Source organism: Sphingobacterium ginsenosidimutans (assembly GCF_039536865.1).
GTDB lineage: Bacteria > Bacteroidota > Bacteroidia > Sphingobacteriales > Sphingobacteriaceae > Sphingobacterium > Sphingobacterium detergens.
Genome location: NZ_BAAAZK010000010.1, coordinates 239,118 through 260,134 on the forward strand (window position 1 = coordinate 239,118; position 21,017 = coordinate 260,134).

Below are 21,017 nucleotides of genomic sequence, written 5' to 3' on the forward strand. Positions count from 1 at the left end.
GACTTATTTAACTTTATTGAATTTTAATTCCTGACCATTTTGATACAGCGTCAGCGCTGTGATCTGATCATTTTCTTTGCTGAATTTCAGCTCGGCTTGCACAGCCGTATAAAATAACTCTAACTCGTTTTTCGGATAGACTTCGATCGCTGACTGTCCCGATAACTGGGCAAATAGACTACCATTATCATCAGCTGTAATTTTGAACTTCAATTCAGGTTGTTTTGTGTATTCATATGTTCCTAAAAGCTGTTTGATCTGAAACTCCACAAGTATGATCGCTCCCGTTAATTTTTCACGTTCAATAACTGGAGCTTTTCTTTTTTGAAGAATTGCATTCACAGCGGATGTCAACGGATATACATCAACCGTATTCCATTTGTTCATTAAAGCGATGAAATATTTTTGTTCTTTAAAATCTCGAATGTTGATCGTTTTATAGCCAGGATATCCCCCGCTGTGAAAATGCATCTTGCTTTCACTGTTGGTACTGTCGGTAAAGAGCCAGCCAAAACCATAGTACAAACCTGCCATTTTAATGGATTTGCCATTATTGAGCGTATCGACAGAGATGGCCTTCATGAAATTTTGACGCGTTAATAGTGTATTGTTTTGGATAGCCTGATTCCATTTGAAGAGATCTTGAGCCGTACTACTTATTCCATAGGGGCCACTTCCGCCATCAAAATAGGTTAGATAGCTAAATGCGGGAAAGTCATCAACACTTTTGAAGCTCTTGGTCTTGGCATCATAGGCCATTCCTTTTGCGTAGTTTTTAAGGTCAGCATTGGATGAACGCGCCGAAAATACAGACGTGTTTTTCATTCCGGCGGGTTTGAATATATACTGCTGCATATAGGAAGCAAAAGATTGCCCGGATACTTTTTCTACAATCAGAGCCAGGAGCAGGTAGTTTGTATTCGAATAAGTGTATTGATCACCTGGCTTAAAGGAGGTGCTGTCAATCTTTGTCTCAATTATTTTGAGGAAGTCCTGATTTGTATTTATTTTTTTCTTGTCAATCCATTGCTGATCCCAAGCCAAAAATTCCGGTATTCCCGAGGTATGACGCAATAGATTTTTGATACGGATATTTTTGAATTTTATATGTGGGAAATATTTGGTAATATCATCCTCATAGGAGAGTTTGCCCTGTTCTTCCAATTGCATAACGGCCATCGCTGTAAACTGTTTACTCACCGAGGCCAATTCAAAACGACTATTGCTATTTATTTTTTTCGTTTTTGCAGGGTTTTCGAAACCTATATATTTCTCAAAAACAACTTTTCCACCATCGGCGACCAAGAATGCTCCGCTGAATTCACCGTCCTGATTTAGGGATTGGAATAATGAATCCAATCGTTGCTGCACCGTCTGGGCAGTTACCAATAAGGTATTTAAGCACAGAAAAATAGAAAATAGGACAAAACGTATCATGTGATTGCTTTGGTTTTTAGAATATTATCTTGAGCCTGTTAAGATTTGAGGCTTTACAAGGCTCAAGATGATGAATATGGTTACAACTTTTTATTGGAAATGCCTAAGTTTTTTGCCAACCCAAATAGGGAATTGATAAAACCTGCATCTTCACCGTTCTCGGCATCTGTGGCCGCTTGCTGTAATTTGATCAAAGCTGCAGAAACTGTTAAGTTCTTGATATCATTCGATGAGATACCATATTTATCTGCTAATCCACGTACTTTTTCAGCAAGGTCACCTTTCCCGTCTGGGCCCAATAGCGAATTTTTGATATCAGTCGCATGTTTCGAATTGTCGATCAGATGGTCAAAACCTTTGGCATTGGATACCTGACGTACAATGTTTTCGAAGAACATGGTTTCACCACCAACGATGTCAATCTTCGCTGTTTTAAGCGCTTCGGACAATACACCAGCCTGTGCTTGTGCAATATCTTTTTGGATATTGATCTGTGCAAGTTCAATGTCACGTTCTTTTTGTAACTGTAATTTGAACTCTTCGTGGTCTTTACCCACACCATCCAGTTTTTTCATGGCCTCGGCTTTCTCTTCGATACCTTTCGCTTCGGCAAGTGCTTTTTCACGAACAACTTCCGCCTGTGCTAAACCTTCTTTGCGCATGGCTTCGGCTTTTTTCTCGATCACAGTTGCCTGTACTGTACCTTGCTTCTCTTCAGCTTCGGCTTTTGCAACCATTACTTCGGCTTCCGACAAACCTATTGCGGCTTCTTCTTTCGCTTGTGCTTCCGCTATGATCTTGCGGCTTTCTGCCTCTTTGAGTGATGCTTCTTTTTTCGCTTCGGCATCTATTAATAATTCCTGTGCACGTTTTTCAGCAATCTTACGTGCTGCTTCAGCGTCAATCACCTTTTTCTCAGCTTCTTGTTCTGCCGCAATTTTCGCTGCTTCAGCAGCTTTTACTGTAGAAATTAATTTCTCTTCGGCTTCTTGTGATGCAGCAATAACGCCGGCCTGTTTCTTCCGTTCTACTTCGCGGAATACTTCAATATCTTTGACTCCTTGTTGTTCTTCGATAACACCTTTTTCCAATTGGACGCGTTCTTTGATCACACCCTGGATACTTTTCTTTTCGGTCTCAATCGAACGTTCTTTGTCAATCTGAGCCAAAGTGACTATACGCTCACGCTCTGTCTGTTCCAACGCACGGTCTTTTTCCACACGTTCTGCTTCGACAGCATCTGTACGTTGCTTGTTCTTCTCGGCGATGATTATCTGACGCAGCTTATTTTCTTCCTGTACAGCCAGTTGCTCTTCGGTCGAAATGCGGACACTCTCATATTTCAAGCGCTCTTCTTCACGTACCTTTGCTATTTCGGCTTCTTCACGTGCCTTGATATTATCAATTTCACGTTTTTGTTTTTCTTCTTTTTCGGCAAGTTGACGATCAAGTTCTAAAATCGCCTCACGTGCTTCGACGTTTTGCTTTTTGATCAATTTTTCCTCATCACGACGGATGAAGTTGGCATTGATATTTTGCTTTGCAGTCAGCTCGGTGATTTTCTTGATGCCTTCACTATCCAGGATATTGCTGGGATTTAAGTGTTCGATATCTGTTTGTTCGAGATAATCGATCGCACAATCATCAAGGATATAACCGTTCAGGTCTGTGCCAATGATGTCGAGGATCTCATCGCGAAACTCACGACGGGCTTCATACAATTCGATGAAGTCAAATTTCTTACCTACAGTCTTGAGTGCTTCAGAAAATTTGGATTCAAAGATGCTTTTTAAAGTCTCAGGCTCACTGGCACGGTCACATCCCAAATTCTGGGCGACGTTGATTACATCGTCCACATTTTTGTTAACACGGACAAAGAAGGCCACCTTAATATCAGCACGGATATTGTCTTTACAGATCAGTCCTTCGCCTTGCATACGGGCAATCTCAATTTTTTTGATGGAGATGTCCATGATCTCCATCTTGTGGAAAACCGGGACAACATACATACCCTTGTTGAAGGCAACTTTTGTCCCGCCGACACCTGTCCGGACAATCGCTTTTCCCTGTGGAATTTTTTTATAGAATGCACTCAGTACAACAAAGAATGCAAAGATTAAAAAGACAGCTAAACCGACAATTAGCAGTATAATTCCGTTTAAGCCACTTAAAAATAAAAGAGGTTGATATAGCATATGATTAGTATTTATTTAGATTTTAGTATTTAGATTTTTCTTGTGCAAACTTATGATTGACAAGGCGGTCCTATTTTGCGCATCAATTTTAAATATTATCTATGGTGATTTCCTTGGTGACATAATAATATTTTTTGTCCTTGGATTCGTCCACGATAATGACATCATCTCCATAGCCGATCTTTTCACCGTTATAGCTCACGACATTGAGACGGATAGGGTCTTGTTGGATGATAAATTCAGCGGAACCTACTTTTTTGCCTTCAATACTTGCGCGCATTTTTCCCATGCGACCCAGGAAGTCGTGGCTATCTTCGCCATTATAGCCAATATTTTTAAACATTCTTGCGAGGGGTTTGGTCAGAAAATGCATTAAGAAAAACGTAACGATAAAAACAGGAATTAAGATCAATACCGATTTTATTCCCCAGGATGCTACGTCAATATACAATGAGGATACAATAGTGATCACCCAGCCAATGAATTTAAACATGGTCACAATAAGCATAATCGGTACTTTTCCGACATTGATATAATCCATTGCCTTGGCAAAGAAGCCCGGTTCGGTATGTGTATCGGAATCCGTATGATGGTGTGGGTGATCTGATCCATCAGCGTTCATATCATGCGAGCCATCTACGTCACTGACATCAGGAGTAGGGTGTAGATCTATATCGGCATCCGCATCAAATAGATGTACACCATCGCCCATGAGAAACATAAAAAACCAATACACTACAGAAAGTCCTGCCAGGACAGTCATGATGCCATTTGATAATGGGTTGAATAAGATATTGATTAATTCTGTCATCGTATTTTCTTTTAAATTTTTTCTCGTTTGAACGTGTAATGAAACGACCAAGAGTGACCATTGACCTCAAGATCTTGCATGGTGACCAATTCCCAGCCCTGATTACCTAGATCATTCAGGATCTCGTCGATTTTGTCCGGATCCAGTTTGGTTCCCCAGAAACCTTTGGGTTCGATTTTGACTGTTTTATACTCAAATCTCCGCATCGCCATTTAATTTTCGTTTTAACTCTTCCAATTCATTGTTGACGGAGTCCGAACCACCGATGTTCTCATTGATTTCATCTATCCTACTTTTGTTGCCCGTTGCGATTTCGCCATAGGCTTTGGCCAAAGCCTCATCCTCTTCGACCTTTTCCTTCATACGTTCCAGCATGGAAATGGTGCTGTTGGAATCAATGTTGGCTAGTTGTCGGTTGACCATTTTAGCCGCATTGGATACTTTAACCCGTGCTTTTAAAGTTGATAGTTCACTTTCCCATTTAGATATATTGAATTTAAGTATATCTACATTCTTGTGTAACTCTTCCGCTGAGCTTTGGTGGATTGTCGCCTGTTTTTCCAATTCGGTGGCTTCGATCAATAACTGTTTTTTTAGTAATAATGCTTCTTTGGCTAAGCTTTCTGCTTTTTCAGTAGAAAGGTCGCCTTTTTGAGCCTTTTGCAATAATAAAATGGCTTTGTTTTCAAATTCATTGGCCTCTTCTTTTTTCTTCTCACAATTATTTTGCGTACGTATGGCTAGCGCTTTTACTTTTGCGTAAGCTTCCAACGATTGCTCTAGGTCTTCTTTCATCTCACGGATACCTTGTTCCGTCATTTTGATGGGGTCCTCCATTTTGTCCACTACAGCGTGGATTTCTGCTTGACCGATTCTGAAAATTCTCTTAAAAATATTCATTATTCTATAATTTTGAAAAACTTATTAATTGATTATAATATTCACTGATCAAAAGACTGAGCGAATTAATAGCCGCATCAAATTCATTTTGATCGAGATTATGTATTTGCATGGTATATCGGAATATGACCTTTTTGCCATCCTCTGTCAAAGCAAACCCGCCATGGATGATATCTCTATTTTTGATGAGCAACGATTTGAACATGTCCATGTTTTCGTTGTTTATGGTAAATAGGTACTGCTCGAAAATTATGATAGGCTGTGCAATACCTACAATGAGATTGCGAATACCATCATCTTCGTTTTCGATAACAAAAACACCCTCTTTCTCATCTTTATGAGTGATGTTATAACCGATATTGGCGATATAATTTTCAATTTTTGAGAAGTACATAATCAAGTTTTTTATATATTGCACATATTCTTTGCATAAAGATAGTGAATTGCAAAAATATTTTGCAAGAAAAAATTAATTTTTTTTTAAAATGAGTAACGTCGGGAATAATATTAAGAAGCTGAGAAAGGTGAAAGGATTGAGTCAACAGGCTTTTGGAGATGTTTTTAATCTTACTAGAGGTAATATTTCATCTTACGAAGAGATGCGTGCTGAACCAAAAATCGAGATTGTCTTGAAAATTGCAAATTATTTTGGCATTCCTGTGCAGCATCTAATTGAAAAAAATCTATCCGTTAATGAGATCCTCAATTTTAACGACTATTTTCAGCCCGATATTCCTACATTAGGTGGCAAGCGACTGTCGCAGGTTCCGTTGTTGGAGCGAGAAGCATTGTTAGATGCTTGTACTTACGTATCAAAACTCAATGAACTTCCGGTCATTGAGTTCCCGCTGCAAAGCCGTAATCGTTTTATAGCAATGGAGTATATGGATGCTATACCGGTACCAGGTGATTTTGGCATAACAGCACAATCGATTCTATTTTTTGAAGAAATTGATATTGATAGCCTGCATACTCTAAATAATGCCTTTGGACTGTGTTTTTCGGCGGAGGAGTTCTTTATTGGGAAATATACCATGGTAGAAAGAGAAATAAGTTTGGTGTTAAACGCTTGGAAAAAAGTCGACTTTGTGTTGGCCGAGAAGGGGAACTTTTGGAAATTGTATGGTAAATTTGAAAGAATATAGATTAGCATTGGTAGTCGACCAAACACCAGGTCATTTGTACTGATGAAATCAACACTTATACCGCCAAAGGCAGCATGAACCGAGCGAGTCGAATGATTGAGCTCACGAATACCTTAAAATACCAATTTAATGGGTAAACGAGTTCATGAATGCCATTGAAAATAAATACTTACGAATAACACGTTAATCTGAAAATAATTGATGAACAAATAATTTATACAGATGAAAAAACAGATCTTATTTGTCCTTTTGATATCATTCCTTGCTTTTATCGGCTGTCAAAGCAATACATCCACTAAAGCAAAAAGTGACCAAATCCCTGAAAGCCCAGCTGTGGAGAAAATTGAAACCTCAGCCAAAATAGGCGAGATGGCAGGTTGTTCAACAGAAGAGGCGATGAAATTAATCCTGGCGCTGAAAGAGGTTGAGGAAAGTAAAAGAAACTTGGATAGCTTGACTGATCACAAAGCCAATATCTCGTTCATGATCGATAGTTTGAAACAGGGTGGAAGAGAGTTGTATTCTCTTACCGCTGGATATAATAGTGAAGAAAGATTTGAACCTTACTATCATTTCTATTTGAATAAGAGTGATTGTAAGAATATCCAGATTTTGGACATTGTTTCTGGAGAGTATCTTCCTTTGGAAGCCTGGAGGAAGCAGAATCGCAATTAAAGCCATGGTTTTGTTACAATCAGGTACTATTTCAATCATCGGAGATTTAAACTTAAACGCATGGGAAAGAGAAAAACTGAGGTTTTTTAATATTTATTTGTTTTGTGAAAAAAATATATTTGGATTATAAAATAAAATAATCCAAATTTAAGTTGGTAAATAATTTTAATTTATTATAAACTTATTCGTTTCATGAAAAAAATGATATTATCTGCAGCAATTGCTGCAATTTTCTTTGCTTCTTGTAATAATGCAGATAGCAAAAAAGTAGAAACAAAGGATACAGTCACTACAACTGATACTGAAGGTGGTGTTGCGCAGACAACAACAACAGAAACAACTACCACTACTGCAGTGCCTAAGTTTAGTTCTCCAGAAGCACAACAGATGGCGGACGATTACACAAAATATGTGAATGAATATGTTGCTGCTGCTAAAAGTGGAGATGCGACTAAAATCCAAGAGTTAGCTGGAAAGCAACAGGAGTGGGCTACAAAAACAGCTACTGCCCTTACTAAATTAACTCCGGAAGATGCAAAGCTATGGACAGAGTATGCTCAAAAGCTAGCAGCAGAGTTAACTGCGAGTGCGACAAAATAGTTTTTTTGATATAAAGCGGAAAGTAGGACAACGTTAGATGTCCTACTTTTTTTTATCCCTAAATTAAAATGGGAGCTCATCCTCATCCTCCTCTTGTAGTACTGGAATATCCTCGTTTGAGCAAGTTTGATCTGATAGAATCAAAAAGCTGTCAACTTTGATTTCGGTAATATACGTTTTTATTCCTTCAGCATTTTCATAGTTACGATAGGTAAGTTTCCCTTCAACCATTAGTTTGGTCCCGCGACGACATTTCTTTTCAATGGTATTATTCTGCTTACCCCAAATGACAAGGGTATGCCATTGTACTTCTTCAACCCATTCACCCGCTTTGTTTTTGAAAAGATCATTTGTGGCAAGTCGTAAAACTGAGTAATTTGTCCCTGTTGAAGTGGTTTTGATGATAGGATCATTTCCTAAATGACCGATTAATTGTACTTTGTTACGTAATGTGCTCATTTTGTCTGATTTTTAAATGTTTCTAATAATTCTTATTTTAGTTATAGGCCATAACCTTTAATGGATGTGGAATGACCTTGAGCAAAGATGAAAAGGAGAGGAAATAATAATCGTCTGTTTACCATTTGTATTCGACTATAGTCGGTTGTAACCGTTTGTTGTCGTTTAAATTTCATATTAAACACTATGGAAAAAATCTGTTTGGAATGTGGGCAAAATATAAAGGGAAGATCGGATAAGCGCTTTTGTGATGACTCTTGCCGAAATGCATATAACAATAAACTGAATAGCGATCAAACTAATCTAGTACGCAATCTGAATAATATCCTGCGCAAGAACCGCCGTATTCTAATGGATGTACTAAACGGAGAGGGGAAAGGGATGATAAAGGTGCAAGGTGAAAAATTAAAGAGACTGGGTTTTGATTTCAAATTCCACACACATACATTTGCTAATAATAAAGGGCAAACCTATAAATTTATCTATGAGATGGGCTACCTCATGCTAGAAAATGACTGGGTATTGATTGTCCAAAAGAAGCCATGATAATACGCTATTTACGATTTCTTTTTCCTATTATCTCTTTTGGGAGAAGAGTTCTTCTGATTTTATAAAATCTATTCATACAGCTGTATTTCAGTATACATGAATCGTGAATTTCGGTTCGCGCCAGCTGAATACCAGTTAATCTTAACTTACATCGGCTCCTTTAATTCTAAAATAGTTTACTGCTGTGAAGATGATAATCACGAAGTAATAACATAGGGGGATTAGCAGAAAAAGCCAGCCTGTAAAGATGTAATTTAACGATGAAGGCAATCCAATTTTTAAAAAATCTGCTGCAAAAATATAACCTATAAAGGCGCCGAGAAATAAAAGACCGGTGGCATGTATGATGATTATCTTTTTTAGATGCTTGCTATATTGGGTATCTTTATTTTGCTTGGTGTAGCCCATAATCGCTGGGACCAACAGACCTAATAGCGGGTTGACTAGAAAAGTTAAGGAAGCTAGATAAAGTGCCTTTATACTTCCGCTTTGATTTTTGTCGATACTGATTTGATTTACATTTGGCATAATTAATTGTTCTAAAGGAATTTCTAAAATCTGACTGATTTGTCTTAAACTGAAACCACTGATCTCTTCTGTCCCCTTTTCGATTCGTTGTACTGTTCTTAGAGATAGGCCGGCTTGATTGGCGAGATCCTGTTGTGTCAGTCCTCTGAGCTTTCTAGATTGTTTGATGAGTTGATTTACTGTTTGACTTTCCATGAAACGAAAATGACTAAAAGGTTTATGATTTTAAAAAAAACGATATGACAATAATATGCCAATGATATAGCGTATTTGTAAGTTGTTAATAATCAAATATTTTGTAATTTGATAAATATTTTGAATCTTTGCAGCACAATAAGGTATTAATATAAAATAAAAAAACGGAAGAATATGTTTGCTATACTAAAAACCCCAGCTTCGTCCTTAAAGAAGAGTCTTGGGCATATTCTCCGGAATACCGCACTCTCTTAATCTTCTTTTCCGGACCACTTTTGGCATTTGTATATGACATCGGATTGTGATGTCTGTATTGCCACGCGATCATTTGAGATGATCTAACCGATAAAAGGAAATGGCATCTGTGTGGCTAGAGGTAGCCGCAAGAAGCTCAATACTCATGTAATGTTTAAAAAAACGATGAATTCAGTGAATAAATATGTTCTCCAGGCCTTGGATAATTATCCATATTATCTGGAGGATACGCTAGAATCCTTATCCTATGCCTTGTCATACGATGAATCCAATACCATGGCATTGTGCCTAATGGGGCGGGTTTATGCGGAGCAGCTGTTTGATTATGAACAGGCAAAGAAATATTTTCAGGAAGCTTTAAGCCACAATGTGCATGCTTTGGAGGTGTATCCTTATTTTATACAGACCCTGATAGACATGGGGGATTACGAAGCGGCAAAGAAAACCATCAAATATGCGTTGACATTGCCGGGGATGTCCCTGGCTGTAATCTGGATCAAGAAGGTGTTGCTACTTGAGAAATTAAAGAAATACAAAAAGGCTTTAAAAATCCTCAAAATGGCTAAATTGGATAATCTGAACAGCGATCTGTCCACGATCATAAAGTCTATTGAAGATCGGATTAAAGGAAAATTGGAAATGAATAAGACGGGCAAAAAGCGGAGTAAATAACAGACGAAGACGCTTGATGTCGGATAAAGTATTCAAAAAAAAGCCCAAGATGAAATTTCATCTTGGGCTTTTATCAATATAGTTTAAGAATTATTCTGCTCTTAAGATTTTCGCAGCTTCAACCATTGATTCTAAAGCGGCTTTAGTTTCAGGCCAAGCACGAGTTTTCAATCCACAGTCAGGGTTAACCCAAAGTTGTTCCGAAGGAACTACTGCTTTTGCTTTGCGCAATAGGTCTACCATCTCATCTTTGCTTGGTACGCGTGGTGAGTGGATATCGTATACACCAGGACCGATATCGTTCGGGTATTTGAAATCACCTGCAAAAGCATTCAATAATTTCATTTGTGAACGTGAAGTCTCAATTGTAATTACGTCTGCATCCATTGCTGCGATATCTTCGATCACGTTGTTAAACTCAGAGTAACACATGTGTGTGTGGATCTGTGTATCATCTTCAACATTGGATGAAGATACACGGAATGCACGTACAGCCCAGTTTAAGTAATCTTTTTGATCTGCTTTGCGCAATGGTAATCCCTCACGGATCGCTGGCTCATCGATCTGAATGATTTTGATACCTGCTTTTTCCAAAGCTTGTACTTCGTCTAAGATCGCCAATGCGATTTGGTAAGTTGTGGTTGAACGTGGTTGATCGTTACGTACGAAAGACCATTGTAAGATTGTTACAGGACCAGTCAACATTCCTTTAACCGGACGGTTTGTCAATGATTGAGCGTATGAAGACCAACGTACAGTCATATCTTCTGGACGGTATACATCTCCATAAATAATTGGAGGTTTCACACAACGTGAACCATAGGATTGTACCCAACCGTTTTGTGTAAATGCATATCCAGCTAGTTGCTCACCGAAGTATTCAACCATGTCATTACGTTCGAACTCACCGTGAACCAATACATCGATATCCAGTTGCTCTTGAAGACGGATTGTATTTTCAGTTTCTTCAGCAATTGCTTTATCGTACTCTTCCTGTGTGATCGATCCCTTTTTCAGATCAGCTCTCCATTTACGCACATCTTTTGTTTGTGGGAAAGAACCGATTGTTGTCGTAGGGAATGCTGGCAAGTTGAATTTCGCTTGTTGTGCCGCTTTACGGTCAGCAAAAACTGACGTACGTTTTGCATCATCATCAGTAATGTTGCTTGTACGTGTTTTAACTTCTGGTTTGTGGATCAACGGAGAAGTACGACGGCTTTCTGCTGCAGCTTTGTTTGCTTCGAAACGTTTTGTTGTTTCTGCATCAACTTCGCCTTCTGCTAAGACTGCTAGATCTTTTACCTCTGCTAATTTTTGTTTTGCGAATGCTAACCAGTTTTTAACTGCAGCAGGCAATGATTGCTCATTATGCTCATTATCTAAGTCAAAAGGAACATGCAGTAAAGAGGAAGAAGGAGCAATCCAAACGCGGTCTTTGCCTAATGCATCAACTGCTTGTTTGATTTTAACCAATGATTTTTCGTAATCGTTTTTCCAGATGTTACGGCCTTCAACAATACCTAAAGATAATGTCAATGAAGCTGGAACTTTAGCCAAAACGGTATCCAATTGGTTTTCTCCACGTACTAAATCCAAGTGTAATGCATGGATCGGTAAGTTAACCGCGATATCTTCGTTGTCTTTTAAAGCTTCGAAGTAAGTTGTCGCGATCAATTTGATGTTTTTGGCAGCAGCAGCCAATTTCTCGAACGTAGGTTGGTATAATGCTTTTACTTTTGCATCTAAATCCAAAGCCAAGAAAGGCTCGTCGATCTGAACATATTGTGCACCAGCTTCTGCCAATTTAGACAAGATTTGCTCATATACAGGAACTAATTTGTCCAATAGGTCGATACGGTCGAAACCAGCTTCTTTTTCTTTACCGATCAAAAGGTAAGTGATTGGGCCTAATAAAACAGGTTTTGTCTCAATACCCAATGATTTTGCCTCGTTGTATTCATTTAAGAATTTCTCAGAAGTCAATTTGAACTCTTGATCTTTTGTGAATTCAGGAACCATATAGTGGTAGTTGGTATCTAACCACTTGGTCATTTCCATTGCAGTAACATCGATTCCTTCTTGTTGGAAACCGCGTGCCATTGCAAAATATAAGTCTAAGCTGTAGTTGTTGTCTACTTTATTCAATAAAGAATGGTAACGAGCAGGAATTGCACCAACGGTAAGGGTTAAATCCAATACTTGATCGTAAAAAGAGAAGTCGTTGGAAGGGATCAAATCTATTCCAGCATCTTTTTGTGTTTTCCAATTGCCTTCACGAATTTTTTTTGCTGTGTCCAATAATTCCTCAACAGAAGATTTTTTAGCCCAATAGGCCTCATTGGCTTTTTTCAATTCGCGGAACGCGCCCACACGAGGGTAACCTAAATTGTTAGTCAATAACATAATAATGTTTTTAATATTTCTTTTCAACTATATTTCTTGCTAGAGAGAGAAGGACACACTAGAATTCGGTGACTTCGGCTTATCATTCCCATATCAAGTAGGGTAGAATTTAGCACCTTGTCAAGGGACAGGTTGCTAAGGCTTCATCGGGTCTATTCCCTCTGCCTTTCTCTATAAGCGATGCTAAGTTAGAACATTTCTTTTTGATATGCAAATTTTTTATAAAAGTGCACCTATTTTTTTTATTCTACTAAGGATAGAAATGTTTTATTTCTTTCTTTTCATTGGAAAGGAGGGTGAAATCACGCATTGGTATCTCACCCTCTATGCCTTTAACTCACCAGGAGTTTGTAACCTTTACCGTGGACATTGACGATTTCAACCTTGCTGTCTTCTCTTAGGTATTTACGAAGTTTACTCAGGAATACGTCCATACTTCTACCTGTGAAGTAATTGTCGTCATGCCATATTTTTAATAAAGCTTCTTCCCGGGTCAATACATCATTCTTTTTTAAACAAAGTAGGCGAAGCAATTCAGCCTCTTTTGTCGATAGTTTTTGCATTTGACCCTTGTAGGAAATCTGCTGACTCGTATAATCGAAGAAGTAATCTCCAATTTCAAACTTATCTGCAACTACTTCATCCTCTTTATCTCTGACACTCCGTTTCAATAAAGCATTTATCCGAAGAAGTAATTCCTCAACACGGAAAGGTTTTGTGATGTAATCATCGCCACCCAATTCAAACGCTTCTGTCTTGTCCTCCATCATGCCTTTTGCAGTGGCGAAGATAATCGGTACGGTGCTATTTGTTTTTCTGATCTCACGGCCCACGGTAAAACCGTCTTTTTTTGGCATCATGACATCGAAAATGCATAAATCATAATCATTTTTTTTGAACTGAGAAACGGCTTCATCCCCGTCAATACAGAGCGTAACGTCAAATTTTCCCTTTAATTCGAGATAGTCCTTTAAAAGATCCCCCAAATTGGGATCATCCTCTGCTAATAATATCTTTTGCATAATGAATCTATTAATTTTCACTAATGTTCCCTGAATATACAAAAAAGGAACGTGTTATTTTTTTACGGGCAAAATTACTTCAAAGGTTGTGCCCTTATCTTTCTCACTTTTTACGGTGATTCTTCCATTGAGTCTTCTCAAAATATCCTGAACATAACTTAAGCCCAGACCAAAACCTTTAACGTTGTGTACATTTCCGGTGGGGATACGATAAAATTGATCGAATATCTTTTGGAGGTGATCTCTGCTCATACCAATTCCGTTGTCGGCGATGGTGATAACAATGTTATCGCCAATATTTTTGGAACTGATATTGACATGTAGATCTCCTTTACTATACTTAATCGCATTGTCCATTAGGTTGTAAAATACATTGGAGAAATGCAGTTCATCCCCAACAACAATATCTTTTGTTGCCGCGAGATCGACACTGAATTTTCCGCCGATATTCTGCATCCGAAGCTGCATACTGTCTGTGACAGCGGCTACGAGGTCATTGATATGCACATCTTCGCGATCGAGTTTCAGTGTTTCTTTCTCCAGTTTTGCTAAGTCTAATACGCGTTCGATATGATTCCCGAGGCGAACATTCTCATCGTAGATGATATTGGCCAATTTCTGCACGCGTTTGTGGTCCGCATTGATATCAGGATCCTTAAGTGATTCACTGGCGATCATGATCGTGGCCACAGGAGTTTTAAACTCATGGGTCATATTATTGATGAAGTCAGTTTTCATCTCAGATACCTTCTTTTGTCTAAAGATAATGATGAGTGTATAGGCAAAACATCCGACCAATAGAAACAAAAGTGTGAGCATAGGAAGTAGCAAGTAGCTCATATTGTCTGCTATGATCGCTTTTTTGTTCGGGAAGTATATGGTCAGCTTCCCTGGGGCAGCACCAACATCACCTTTAAATAACGCTGTAGAATACTTTGTGGTATTTATGGGATTATTTAGTTCGGCCTCATTGAGAATATTATTTAGCAAAATATTGCTGGTGCTCCATATCTCGATATTAAAAGGTGCTTTGATGTCACGATGGATCAATTCTTCTTTTAGGAGTTCCTGAACAATAATAATATTCAACCGATCCTTAAGCGGTCTTTTCGCCAGCTCCATTCCGATAGCGACATCTTCGATGTAGTCCGCCTTTTTACCACCAAGCATGGCGACAGAGTCGTAAACATTGAAGCCATAGCCTGCATTTTTTTTCGACAGTTTATTTAATTTGGTTTCTAGCTCAAAAATTCGTTTAGATAGTTTTGGATTAGATCTTGGGGGGAGAGCTACGATACTCTTTCCAAGTAATCGCTTGAAATCATCAATATGGACAATTAAAAACCGTGTACTGTCATCTTTGGCTTCAATTCGTGGAATTGTTTTTGTTGCTGAAACGATAACGTCTTCTTGATAATATAGCCCATTTGTGGGAGTCTTGACAATGTTGATTTCAACCAAATCCTGATATTGTGTTCTTTTAACATAAGTTTCGTAAAACCAGTTTTCAATGTTAATAATATTTGGATAGGTTGCTTTTAATCTATCTTCTTCTAATTTATATTTTTGATAGATCTGCTCCAGTTTGCCTCTTAGATTCTCAATTTGAGTTTGAAGCTGGAGCTGCTCGGTCAATTGTTGTTGCTTTGCCTGCTCCTGTTTGGATTTTTCGATATTACGCTCCTGTTGTACTTTCGCGAAATCGACAACTTCACGTCGCTCGAGTTTTCCGGCAACAGCAGTAAGTGCAGCATTGACCGACTCGTCAAAGAGCTGTGACTTTTGACGGTAGGAATCTCTCAGGAAATAGAATTGCATAGCCAATACGCCGATTAGTGCCAAAGACATTAGTCCAATGATTAATACAATACTATTTTTCTTCATGAAATTATGTTTTGCAAATATATATTTTCAATAGCATCAGGAGCTCATTACATCCTGTGATTCTAAGCCATTCCCACATCCCATCTGCTGCTTTACTTGAATTGTTACAAATATAAAGATGCTAACTTGTTTTGGAGTTGTTTTAACAATGTTTAACAGCAATTGCTTTAAATCTTGGTTATGTTGTTGTAAATTAGAAGTTAAAATAGATTATGTTATGAAAACTTATGTATTATCATTGGCATTATCTTTTACAGTCGGGATTGCTTTCGGTCAGATCAAACTAAAAGAGCATCGTCCGTTACTGCAGGATAAACAATCCAAGATGCCAGTCCTTGGATTAGATACCACATCGGCTAAGTATAATATGCCTGTTCAGAAATTCAAAAAGTTGGATGGTCTGGCACCTATGCCGGGAACAGAAAAATCGCCCAAGAAAAGGAAATCACAACAGGATACATTGCGGTTTAGGCTGTTGGAAGATAGTTTGAAAGTAAAAGATTTCAAATTAAAGATTGACTCCCTATACCCTAAGAAATAAAAAAGAAAGGCATTCTCACGATGAGAATGCCTTTCTTTTTTATGATCCTATTTCTTACAACTGAGAAACACGGATTGTATTTGTTTTACCTTTTTCAATTAACGGAGTTGATGCTGTATTGATGATAATTGATCCCGGTTTAACATAGTTGTTTTTTACAATAAATCTATTGACATCATGGATCGAGCCATCTGTGCTCTCAAATTTGTCGTAGATAAATGTTTTTACACCCCAAAGCAAACTCAATTGTTTCAATAGTTTCTGTGTGCCTGTGAATACCAAGATATCTACATTCGGTCTATAACTTGTAATTTCAAATGCTGTTGCTCCAGAGGAAGTCAACACAGCGATTGCTGAAGCATTTGTTTTTTGAGCAAGATAAACTGAAGAAGCGCAAATCGCGTCTGGAATAAGTGTTCCATCGTGGATTTCACTAACTTTCTCATTATAATAAGGATAAGAAGTTTGTTCCACGTGGATAATAATCTTACTCATCGTTTCGATTACAATCTCAGGGAATTCACCCACAGAAGTCTCACCACTTAACATCACTGCATCTGCACCATCCAATACTGAATTGGCTACATCGTTTACTTCAGCACGAGTAGGACGAGGTGTTGTAATCATGCTCTCTAGCATTTGCGTAGCAATAATTACAGGTTTTGAAAGGTCTCTACATTTTTGGACAATGATCTTCTGAAGTCCTGGTACCTCTTCCATTGGAAGTTCAACACCCAAGTCACCACGAGCAACCATGACAGCGTCGGTAGCTTCGATGATTGCATCAATGTTTTCGATTGCTTCAGGTTTTTCTACTTTCGCGATCACACGTGCATGGCTTCCTTTTGCAGCAATGATTTCTTTACATTGTGCAATATCTTCTGCCGAACGAACGAATGACATCGCGATCCAGTCAGCTCCGTGATCCAATGCAAAGTTTAAGTTATCTAAATCTTCTTCAGTCAATGAAGGGATAGATACTTTGGTGTTTGGTAAGTTTACGCCTTTACGTGAAGTAAGGACGCCACCATGTACCACTTCACAAGTAACAGTGTCTTTATGGTTGGTCTCTAAAACACGAAGTTGAAGTTTTCCGTCATCAAGTAATATGATTTCGTTGGCTTCAACATCGTTTGGAAAGTTTTCGTATGTAATGTAGATTCTGTTTTCATCTCCAATGAGTTCATGAGTGGTAATTTCAACTTTTGAACCATTTACGAGAACAGCACCACCTTCTTTCATTTTTCCGATCCGAATCTTGGGACCTTGTAAGTCAGCTAAGATGGCAACATTGAATCCGGTTTCATTATTTATTGCATTTATAGTTTCGATTACCTTAAGGTGATCTGCCTGGCTGCCATGAGAGAAATTCAACCGACACACATCAACCCCTTTGGCAATCATGTTGGTCAAAACTTGTTTGTCTGCCGAAGCAGGGCCTAATGTTGCGACAATTTTAGTCCTTTTTTGAACTTTTTCCATCTGTTATTTTGTATTTTTAATGTTCTTCATTTATGACAACAAACGGCAAGCCGTATTGTTGTCTTTTGTCAAAACTAAATCGAATTAATTTAGATTTACAGTTAGGTGTATTTGCTACACTAACCTACAGTCTGCTAAAATATGAGATTTTCTTTAGATTTCAATATTTTTGGTGATATTTCTTTTGCAATGACCACTTCCGGTAATTTGCTGATCCTTTTGATTATATGTTCAACATCGTCTTCGCAGATGTAATTTTTGATGATGACAAAGAAATCAAAATGGGGGTTTTCGGGAATTAAAAAGGTTCCCTCAATACTTTTATTGTTAATAAGAAAATATTCTGTGTCGGAATCCGGACTGAGATAATGAAAAGCAGTGAAGTGATAGCTGATTTTTTTCTTTACGTCAAAGATGATATGATATTCAAGCTCTTCTTCTGATTTATTTTTCGGGCGACCGTCATGGTCGTATTTGCTCTCCTTGCCTCTGGAAAAATCTAGGTTTGTCATTTTGTTGATAAAATGGCAGAGGCGGTAATCTTTAAGCGGACAGGTGATGGCGAGTAGGGTGAAATCTAACTCTTCATCCATATCCATATCTAACCTTGCTACTAACTTATTGACCACTTTTTTCCTAAAATATATGTCCTTATGCTAACGAAGGTACTAATAATTTTAAGGTGGGAATATACTTTTTGTGTAAAATTTGAGTTAATTAGCTGAGTGTTTGGAATACAAAATAATTTTTGTTATACTTGAACTAAGTTAATATAGAGTGGGTTAGCTAGTATAAGACGCGAATAAGTTCGGTCGCCTAACATGGTGACTTTCATCTAAATATCAATTTAGGTTTGAATTTTGATGAAATTTATTTTTCTTTGCACAGATTTATTAAACAATTAAACTATAAAATCATGTCAGATATCGCTTCAAGAGTAAAAGCAATTATCGTTGAAAAATTAGGTGTAGACGAAAACGAAGTAACACCAGAAGCTTCATTCACTAATGATTTAGGTGCTGATTCACTTGACACTGTTGAGTTGATCATGGAGTTTGAAAAAGAATTCAACGTTGCTATTCCTGATGATCAAGCAGAGACTATTGGTACTGTTGGTCAAGCAATCGCTTATTTAGAAAAAAACGTTAACTAACTAATTTAATTAGGCTAATCGTAATAAATGGAGCTTAAAAGAGTAGTAGTAACAGGATTAGGCGCCCTTACACCAATTGGTAATACCGTCTCAGAATACTGGGAGGCGTTAATAAATGGTGTAAGCGGAGCTGCTCCTATTACGCATTTTGATGCGTCAAAATTCAAAACTCAGTTTGCGTGTGAGGTAAAGGGGTTTGATCCACATGATTTCATGGATCGTAAGGAAGCTCGTAAAGTCGATCCTTTTGTACAGTATGCAATTGCGTCTACTGATGAGGCAATTAAAGATGCTGGCTTAGATTTTGAAAAATTAGATACAAATCGTATCGGAGTAATATGGGGCTCAGGAATTGGAGGTCTGACAACTTTTACAGAAGAAGTTGCCAACTTTGCAAAGGGAGATGGAACGCCACGTTTCAATCCTTTCTTTATTCCAAAGATGCTCGTTGATATAGCTCCAGGACATATTTCAATGCGTCATGGCCTTCGCGGTCCTAACTTTTCAGCAGTATCGGCTTGTGCCTCTGCTACCAATGCAATGATTGATGCTTTCAACTATATTCGTATGGGCAAAGCAGATGTGATTGTTACCGGTGGATCAGAAGCTACAGTCAATGAAGCTGGAATTGGTGGATTTAACGCTATGCATGCTTTGTCAACAAGAAATGATGATCCCAAAACAGCTTCCCGTCCTTTTGATAAAGACAGAGATGGTTTTGTTTCGGGTGAAGGTTCAGGTGCCTTGATCTTAGAAAGCTTAGAGCATGCCTTAGCACGTGGTGCAAAAATCTATGCAGAGATTGCAGGTGGTGGAATGAGTGCAGATGCACACCATATCACAGCTTCGCATCCAGAAGGATTGGGCGCTAAACTGGCAATGACAATGGCTGTCAATGATGCGGAGATGGATTTTTCAGATATTGATTACATCAATGTTCATGGAACATCTACACCGGTCGGCGATATCAGTGAAACAAAGGCTATTGTTGACCTGTTTGGTGAACACGCATATAAATTGAATATCAGTTCAACTAAATCAATGACTGGACACCTTTTGGGTGCTGCAGGGGCTATAGAAACTATCGCTTCGATCTTGGCTGTGCAAAATGATATTGTCCCACCGACAATCAATCACTTCACAGATGATCCAGAAATTGATAATAAATTGAATTTTACTTTCAACAAGGCGCAAAAACGTACAGTGAATGCGGCGTTGAGTAATACATTTGGATTCGGTGGACACAATGCTACCGTGATTGTAAAAAAATATAAAGCTTAATGTTTGATCCTTCAAACATGGTTTGGTAATATGAGCTAGCGACAGGTTCTTTAATTAGAACTTGTCGCCTTATTTTTAGATGAGATGCCTTTTTCAAGGATATACAAGTTATATATTTCGCCGGATCGGGAATATGTTAAGAAACTAAAAAACCTACTAGGTTTTGTTCCCGGGAATGTGCATTTGTACAAGATGGCATTTAGACATAAGTCTGTTGCAGTAACAATCAAAGAAGGAGCTAAGAACAGTAATGAACGCCTGGAGTTCTTGGGTGATGCTGTTTTAGGTTCTGTCGTTGCCGAATTGTTGTTCAAGAAATATCCGTATAAAGACGAAGGTTTCCTAACTGAGATGCGTTCCAAAATCGTGAGTCGTGCAAACCTGAACCAACTTTCCAGAAAATTAGGATTCAACGAAATGATACAGTTCGATGCCCGAATGATCAGTTTTCCGAACAAACAAGGATCGTTGTTAGGAGATGCATTTGAAGCGCTAATTGGTGCCGTGTATCTGGACAAAGGCTATGTGTTCACAAAAAGCTTTCTCCTAAACCGTATTATTAAACCACATGTTGATATCCAACTGCTGGAGCAGACTGAGACTAATTTCAAAAGTCGATTGATCGAATGGTGTCAGCATACCGGAAAAGAAATCCTATTTCAACAAACGGATAATCCAGAGGGTGAATCTTCGAAGATGTTTAGTGTCGAAGCTGTTGTAGATGGTGTTGTGTGTGGTCTGGGACGCGATTTTAATAAAAAATCGGCCGAAAAATTAGCAGCGGAAAAAGCCTGCGAATTTCTCAAGATTCTGGAAGTAGAATAAAGGAT

At 38.3% G+C, this 21,017-nt stretch carries 22 protein-coding genes and 1 riboswitch; of the genes, 9 read left to right on the forward strand and 13 right to left on the reverse strand.

Annotated elements, in window-relative coordinates:
- Nucleotides 1-3: 3 nt before the first annotated feature.
- The 6 genes from ABFX33_RS25940 to ABFX33_RS25965 all read right to left on the reverse strand — a co-directional run bounded on the left by ABFX33_RS25940 (nt 4) and on the right by ABFX33_RS25965 (nt 5,737).
- Entirely contained in the window at nt 4-1,437 is a 1,434-nt protein-coding gene (locus tag ABFX33_RS25940) for a serine hydrolase domain-containing protein (protein ID WP_346089193.1), read from the reverse strand.
- A gap of 80 nt (nt 1,438-1,517) precedes the next feature.
- Nucleotides 1,518-3,632: a flotillin family protein gene (locus ABFX33_RS25945; protein ID WP_346089195.1), complete on the reverse strand. Its 2,115-nt coding sequence runs from the start codon at nt 3,630-3,632 to the stop codon at nt 1,518-1,520.
- 88 nt (nt 3,633-3,720) lie between these two features.
- On the reverse strand, nt 3,721-4,443 hold the full coding sequence (locus ABFX33_RS25950) for a hypothetical protein (RefSeq protein WP_346089197.1): 723 nt from the start codon (nt 4,441-4,443) through the stop codon (nt 3,721-3,723).
- 11 nt (nt 4,444-4,454) lie between these two features.
- The gene (locus ABFX33_RS25955) at nt 4,455-4,649 is read right to left on the reverse strand and encodes a DUF4177 domain-containing protein (protein WP_257094693.1); all 195 of its coding nucleotides are present in this window, start codon (nt 4,647-4,649) and stop codon (nt 4,455-4,457) included.
- Nucleotides 4,636-5,343: a PspA/IM30 family protein gene (locus tag ABFX33_RS25960; RefSeq protein ID WP_120261778.1), complete on the reverse strand. Its 708-nt coding sequence runs from the start codon at nt 5,341-5,343 to the stop codon at nt 4,636-4,638. Before ABFX33_RS25960 ends, ABFX33_RS25955 begins: the two co-directional genes overlap by 14 nt.
- A 4-nt stretch (nt 5,344-5,347) precedes the next feature.
- Complete coding sequence (locus ABFX33_RS25965; RefSeq protein WP_120261777.1) at nt 5,348-5,737, reverse strand: type III secretion system chaperone family protein; 390 nt, start codon at nt 5,735-5,737, stop codon at nt 5,348-5,350.
- A gap of 91 nt (nt 5,738-5,828) precedes the next feature.
- On the opposite strand from ABFX33_RS25965, the gene ABFX33_RS25970 reads away from it, so the two are divergent.
- The 3 genes from ABFX33_RS25970 (at nt 5,829) to ABFX33_RS25980 (ending at nt 7,763) form a co-directional block, all read left to right on the forward strand.
- The gene (locus tag ABFX33_RS25970) at nt 5,829-6,488 is read left to right on the forward strand and encodes a helix-turn-helix domain-containing protein (RefSeq protein WP_346089199.1); all 660 of its coding nucleotides are present in this window, start codon (nt 5,829-5,831) and stop codon (nt 6,486-6,488) included.
- A gap of 222 nt (nt 6,489-6,710) precedes the next feature.
- Nucleotides 6,711-7,163, forward strand: coding sequence for a hypothetical protein (locus ABFX33_RS25975; protein ID WP_257094682.1), 453 nt, complete (start codon nt 6,711-6,713; stop codon nt 7,161-7,163).
- Nucleotides 7,164-7,355: 192 nt separating this feature from the next.
- On the forward strand, nt 7,356-7,763 hold the full coding sequence (locus ABFX33_RS25980; protein ID WP_346089201.1) for a hypothetical protein: 408 nt from the start codon (nt 7,356-7,358) through the stop codon (nt 7,761-7,763).
- Nucleotides 7,764-7,826: 63 nt separating this feature from the next.
- Here ABFX33_RS25980 and ABFX33_RS25985 read toward each other — a convergent pair whose 3' ends face one another.
- Complete coding sequence (locus ABFX33_RS25985) at nt 7,827-8,222, reverse strand: single-stranded DNA-binding protein (protein ID WP_257094670.1); 396 nt, start codon at nt 8,220-8,222, stop codon at nt 7,827-7,829.
- Between the two features lie 186 nt (nt 8,223-8,408).
- Between ABFX33_RS25985 and ABFX33_RS25990 the strand changes: the two genes are divergently transcribed.
- Entirely contained in the window at nt 8,409-8,768 is a 360-nt protein-coding gene (locus tag ABFX33_RS25990; RefSeq protein ID WP_120261772.1) for a hypothetical protein, read from the forward strand.
- Between the two features lie 144 nt (nt 8,769-8,912).
- Here ABFX33_RS25990 and ABFX33_RS25995 read toward each other — a convergent pair whose 3' ends face one another.
- On the reverse strand, nt 8,913-9,494 hold the full coding sequence (locus ABFX33_RS25995) for a helix-turn-helix domain-containing protein (RefSeq protein ID WP_346089203.1): 582 nt from the start codon (nt 9,492-9,494) through the stop codon (nt 8,913-8,915).
- A gap of 420 nt (nt 9,495-9,914) precedes the next feature.
- Between ABFX33_RS25995 and ABFX33_RS26000 the strand changes: the two genes are divergently transcribed.
- Nucleotides 9,915-10,421 carry a tetratricopeptide repeat protein gene (locus ABFX33_RS26000; RefSeq protein WP_223584483.1) on the forward strand — a complete coding sequence of 169 codons (507 nt, stop codon included), beginning with the start codon at nt 9,915-9,917 and terminating at the stop codon, nt 10,419-10,421.
- A gap of 90 nt (nt 10,422-10,511) precedes the next feature.
- Here ABFX33_RS26000 and metE read toward each other — a convergent pair whose 3' ends face one another.
- The 3 genes from metE to ABFX33_RS26015 form a co-directional block, all read right to left on the reverse strand.
- Entirely contained in the window at nt 10,512-12,824 is a 2,313-nt protein-coding gene (gene metE / locus ABFX33_RS26005; protein WP_346089204.1) for a 5-methyltetrahydropteroyltriglutamate--homocysteine S-methyltransferase, read from the reverse strand.
- Between the two features lie 76 nt (nt 12,825-12,900).
- Nucleotides 12,901-13,004, reverse strand: a riboswitch (SAM riboswitch).
- 152 nt (nt 13,005-13,156) lie between these two features.
- Entirely contained in the window at nt 13,157-13,846 is a 690-nt protein-coding gene (locus tag ABFX33_RS26010; protein ID WP_120261768.1) for a response regulator transcription factor, read from the reverse strand.
- Nucleotides 13,847-13,900: 54 nt separating this feature from the next.
- Nucleotides 13,901-15,730: an ATP-binding protein gene (locus ABFX33_RS26015; RefSeq protein ID WP_346089206.1), complete on the reverse strand. Its 1,830-nt coding sequence runs from the start codon at nt 15,728-15,730 to the stop codon at nt 13,901-13,903.
- Between the two features lie 217 nt (nt 15,731-15,947).
- Here ABFX33_RS26015 and ABFX33_RS26020 point away from each other — a divergent pair, with 217 nt between their 5' ends.
- Nucleotides 15,948-16,271: a hypothetical protein gene (locus tag ABFX33_RS26020; RefSeq protein ID WP_346089208.1), complete on the forward strand. Its 324-nt coding sequence runs from the start codon at nt 15,948-15,950 to the stop codon at nt 16,269-16,271.
- Nucleotides 16,272-16,325: 54 nt separating this feature from the next.
- Here the strand turns inward: ABFX33_RS26020 and pyk are convergent, their stop codons facing one another.
- Nucleotides 16,326-17,753, reverse strand: coding sequence for a pyruvate kinase (pyk, locus tag ABFX33_RS26025; RefSeq protein WP_346089210.1), 1,428 nt, complete (start codon nt 17,751-17,753; stop codon nt 16,326-16,328).
- A 134-nt stretch (nt 17,754-17,887) separates the two neighbouring features.
- Nucleotides 17,888-18,382, reverse strand: a complete 495-nt coding sequence (locus tag ABFX33_RS26030; RefSeq protein ID WP_346089211.1) for an IPExxxVDY family protein — start codon at nt 18,380-18,382, stop codon at nt 17,888-17,890.
- 287 nt (nt 18,383-18,669) lie between these two features.
- On the opposite strand from ABFX33_RS26030, the gene ABFX33_RS26035 reads away from it, so the two are divergent.
- The 3 genes from ABFX33_RS26035 (at nt 18,670) to rnc (ending at nt 21,012) form a co-directional block, all read left to right on the forward strand.
- Nucleotides 18,670-18,906 carry an acyl carrier protein gene (locus ABFX33_RS26035; RefSeq protein WP_028070665.1) on the forward strand — a complete coding sequence of 79 codons (237 nt, stop codon included), beginning with the start codon at nt 18,670-18,672 and terminating at the stop codon, nt 18,904-18,906.
- A gap of 27 nt (nt 18,907-18,933) precedes the next feature.
- Nucleotides 18,934-20,187, forward strand: a complete 1,254-nt coding sequence (gene fabF, locus ABFX33_RS26040; protein WP_120261763.1) for a beta-ketoacyl-ACP synthase II — start codon at nt 18,934-18,936, stop codon at nt 20,185-20,187.
- An 84-nt stretch (nt 20,188-20,271) separates the two neighbouring features.
- Nucleotides 20,272-21,012 carry a ribonuclease III gene (gene rnc, locus ABFX33_RS26045; RefSeq protein ID WP_120261762.1) on the forward strand — a complete coding sequence of 247 codons (741 nt, stop codon included), beginning with the start codon at nt 20,272-20,274 and terminating at the stop codon, nt 21,010-21,012.
- Nucleotides 21,013-21,017 lie beyond the last annotated feature (5 nt).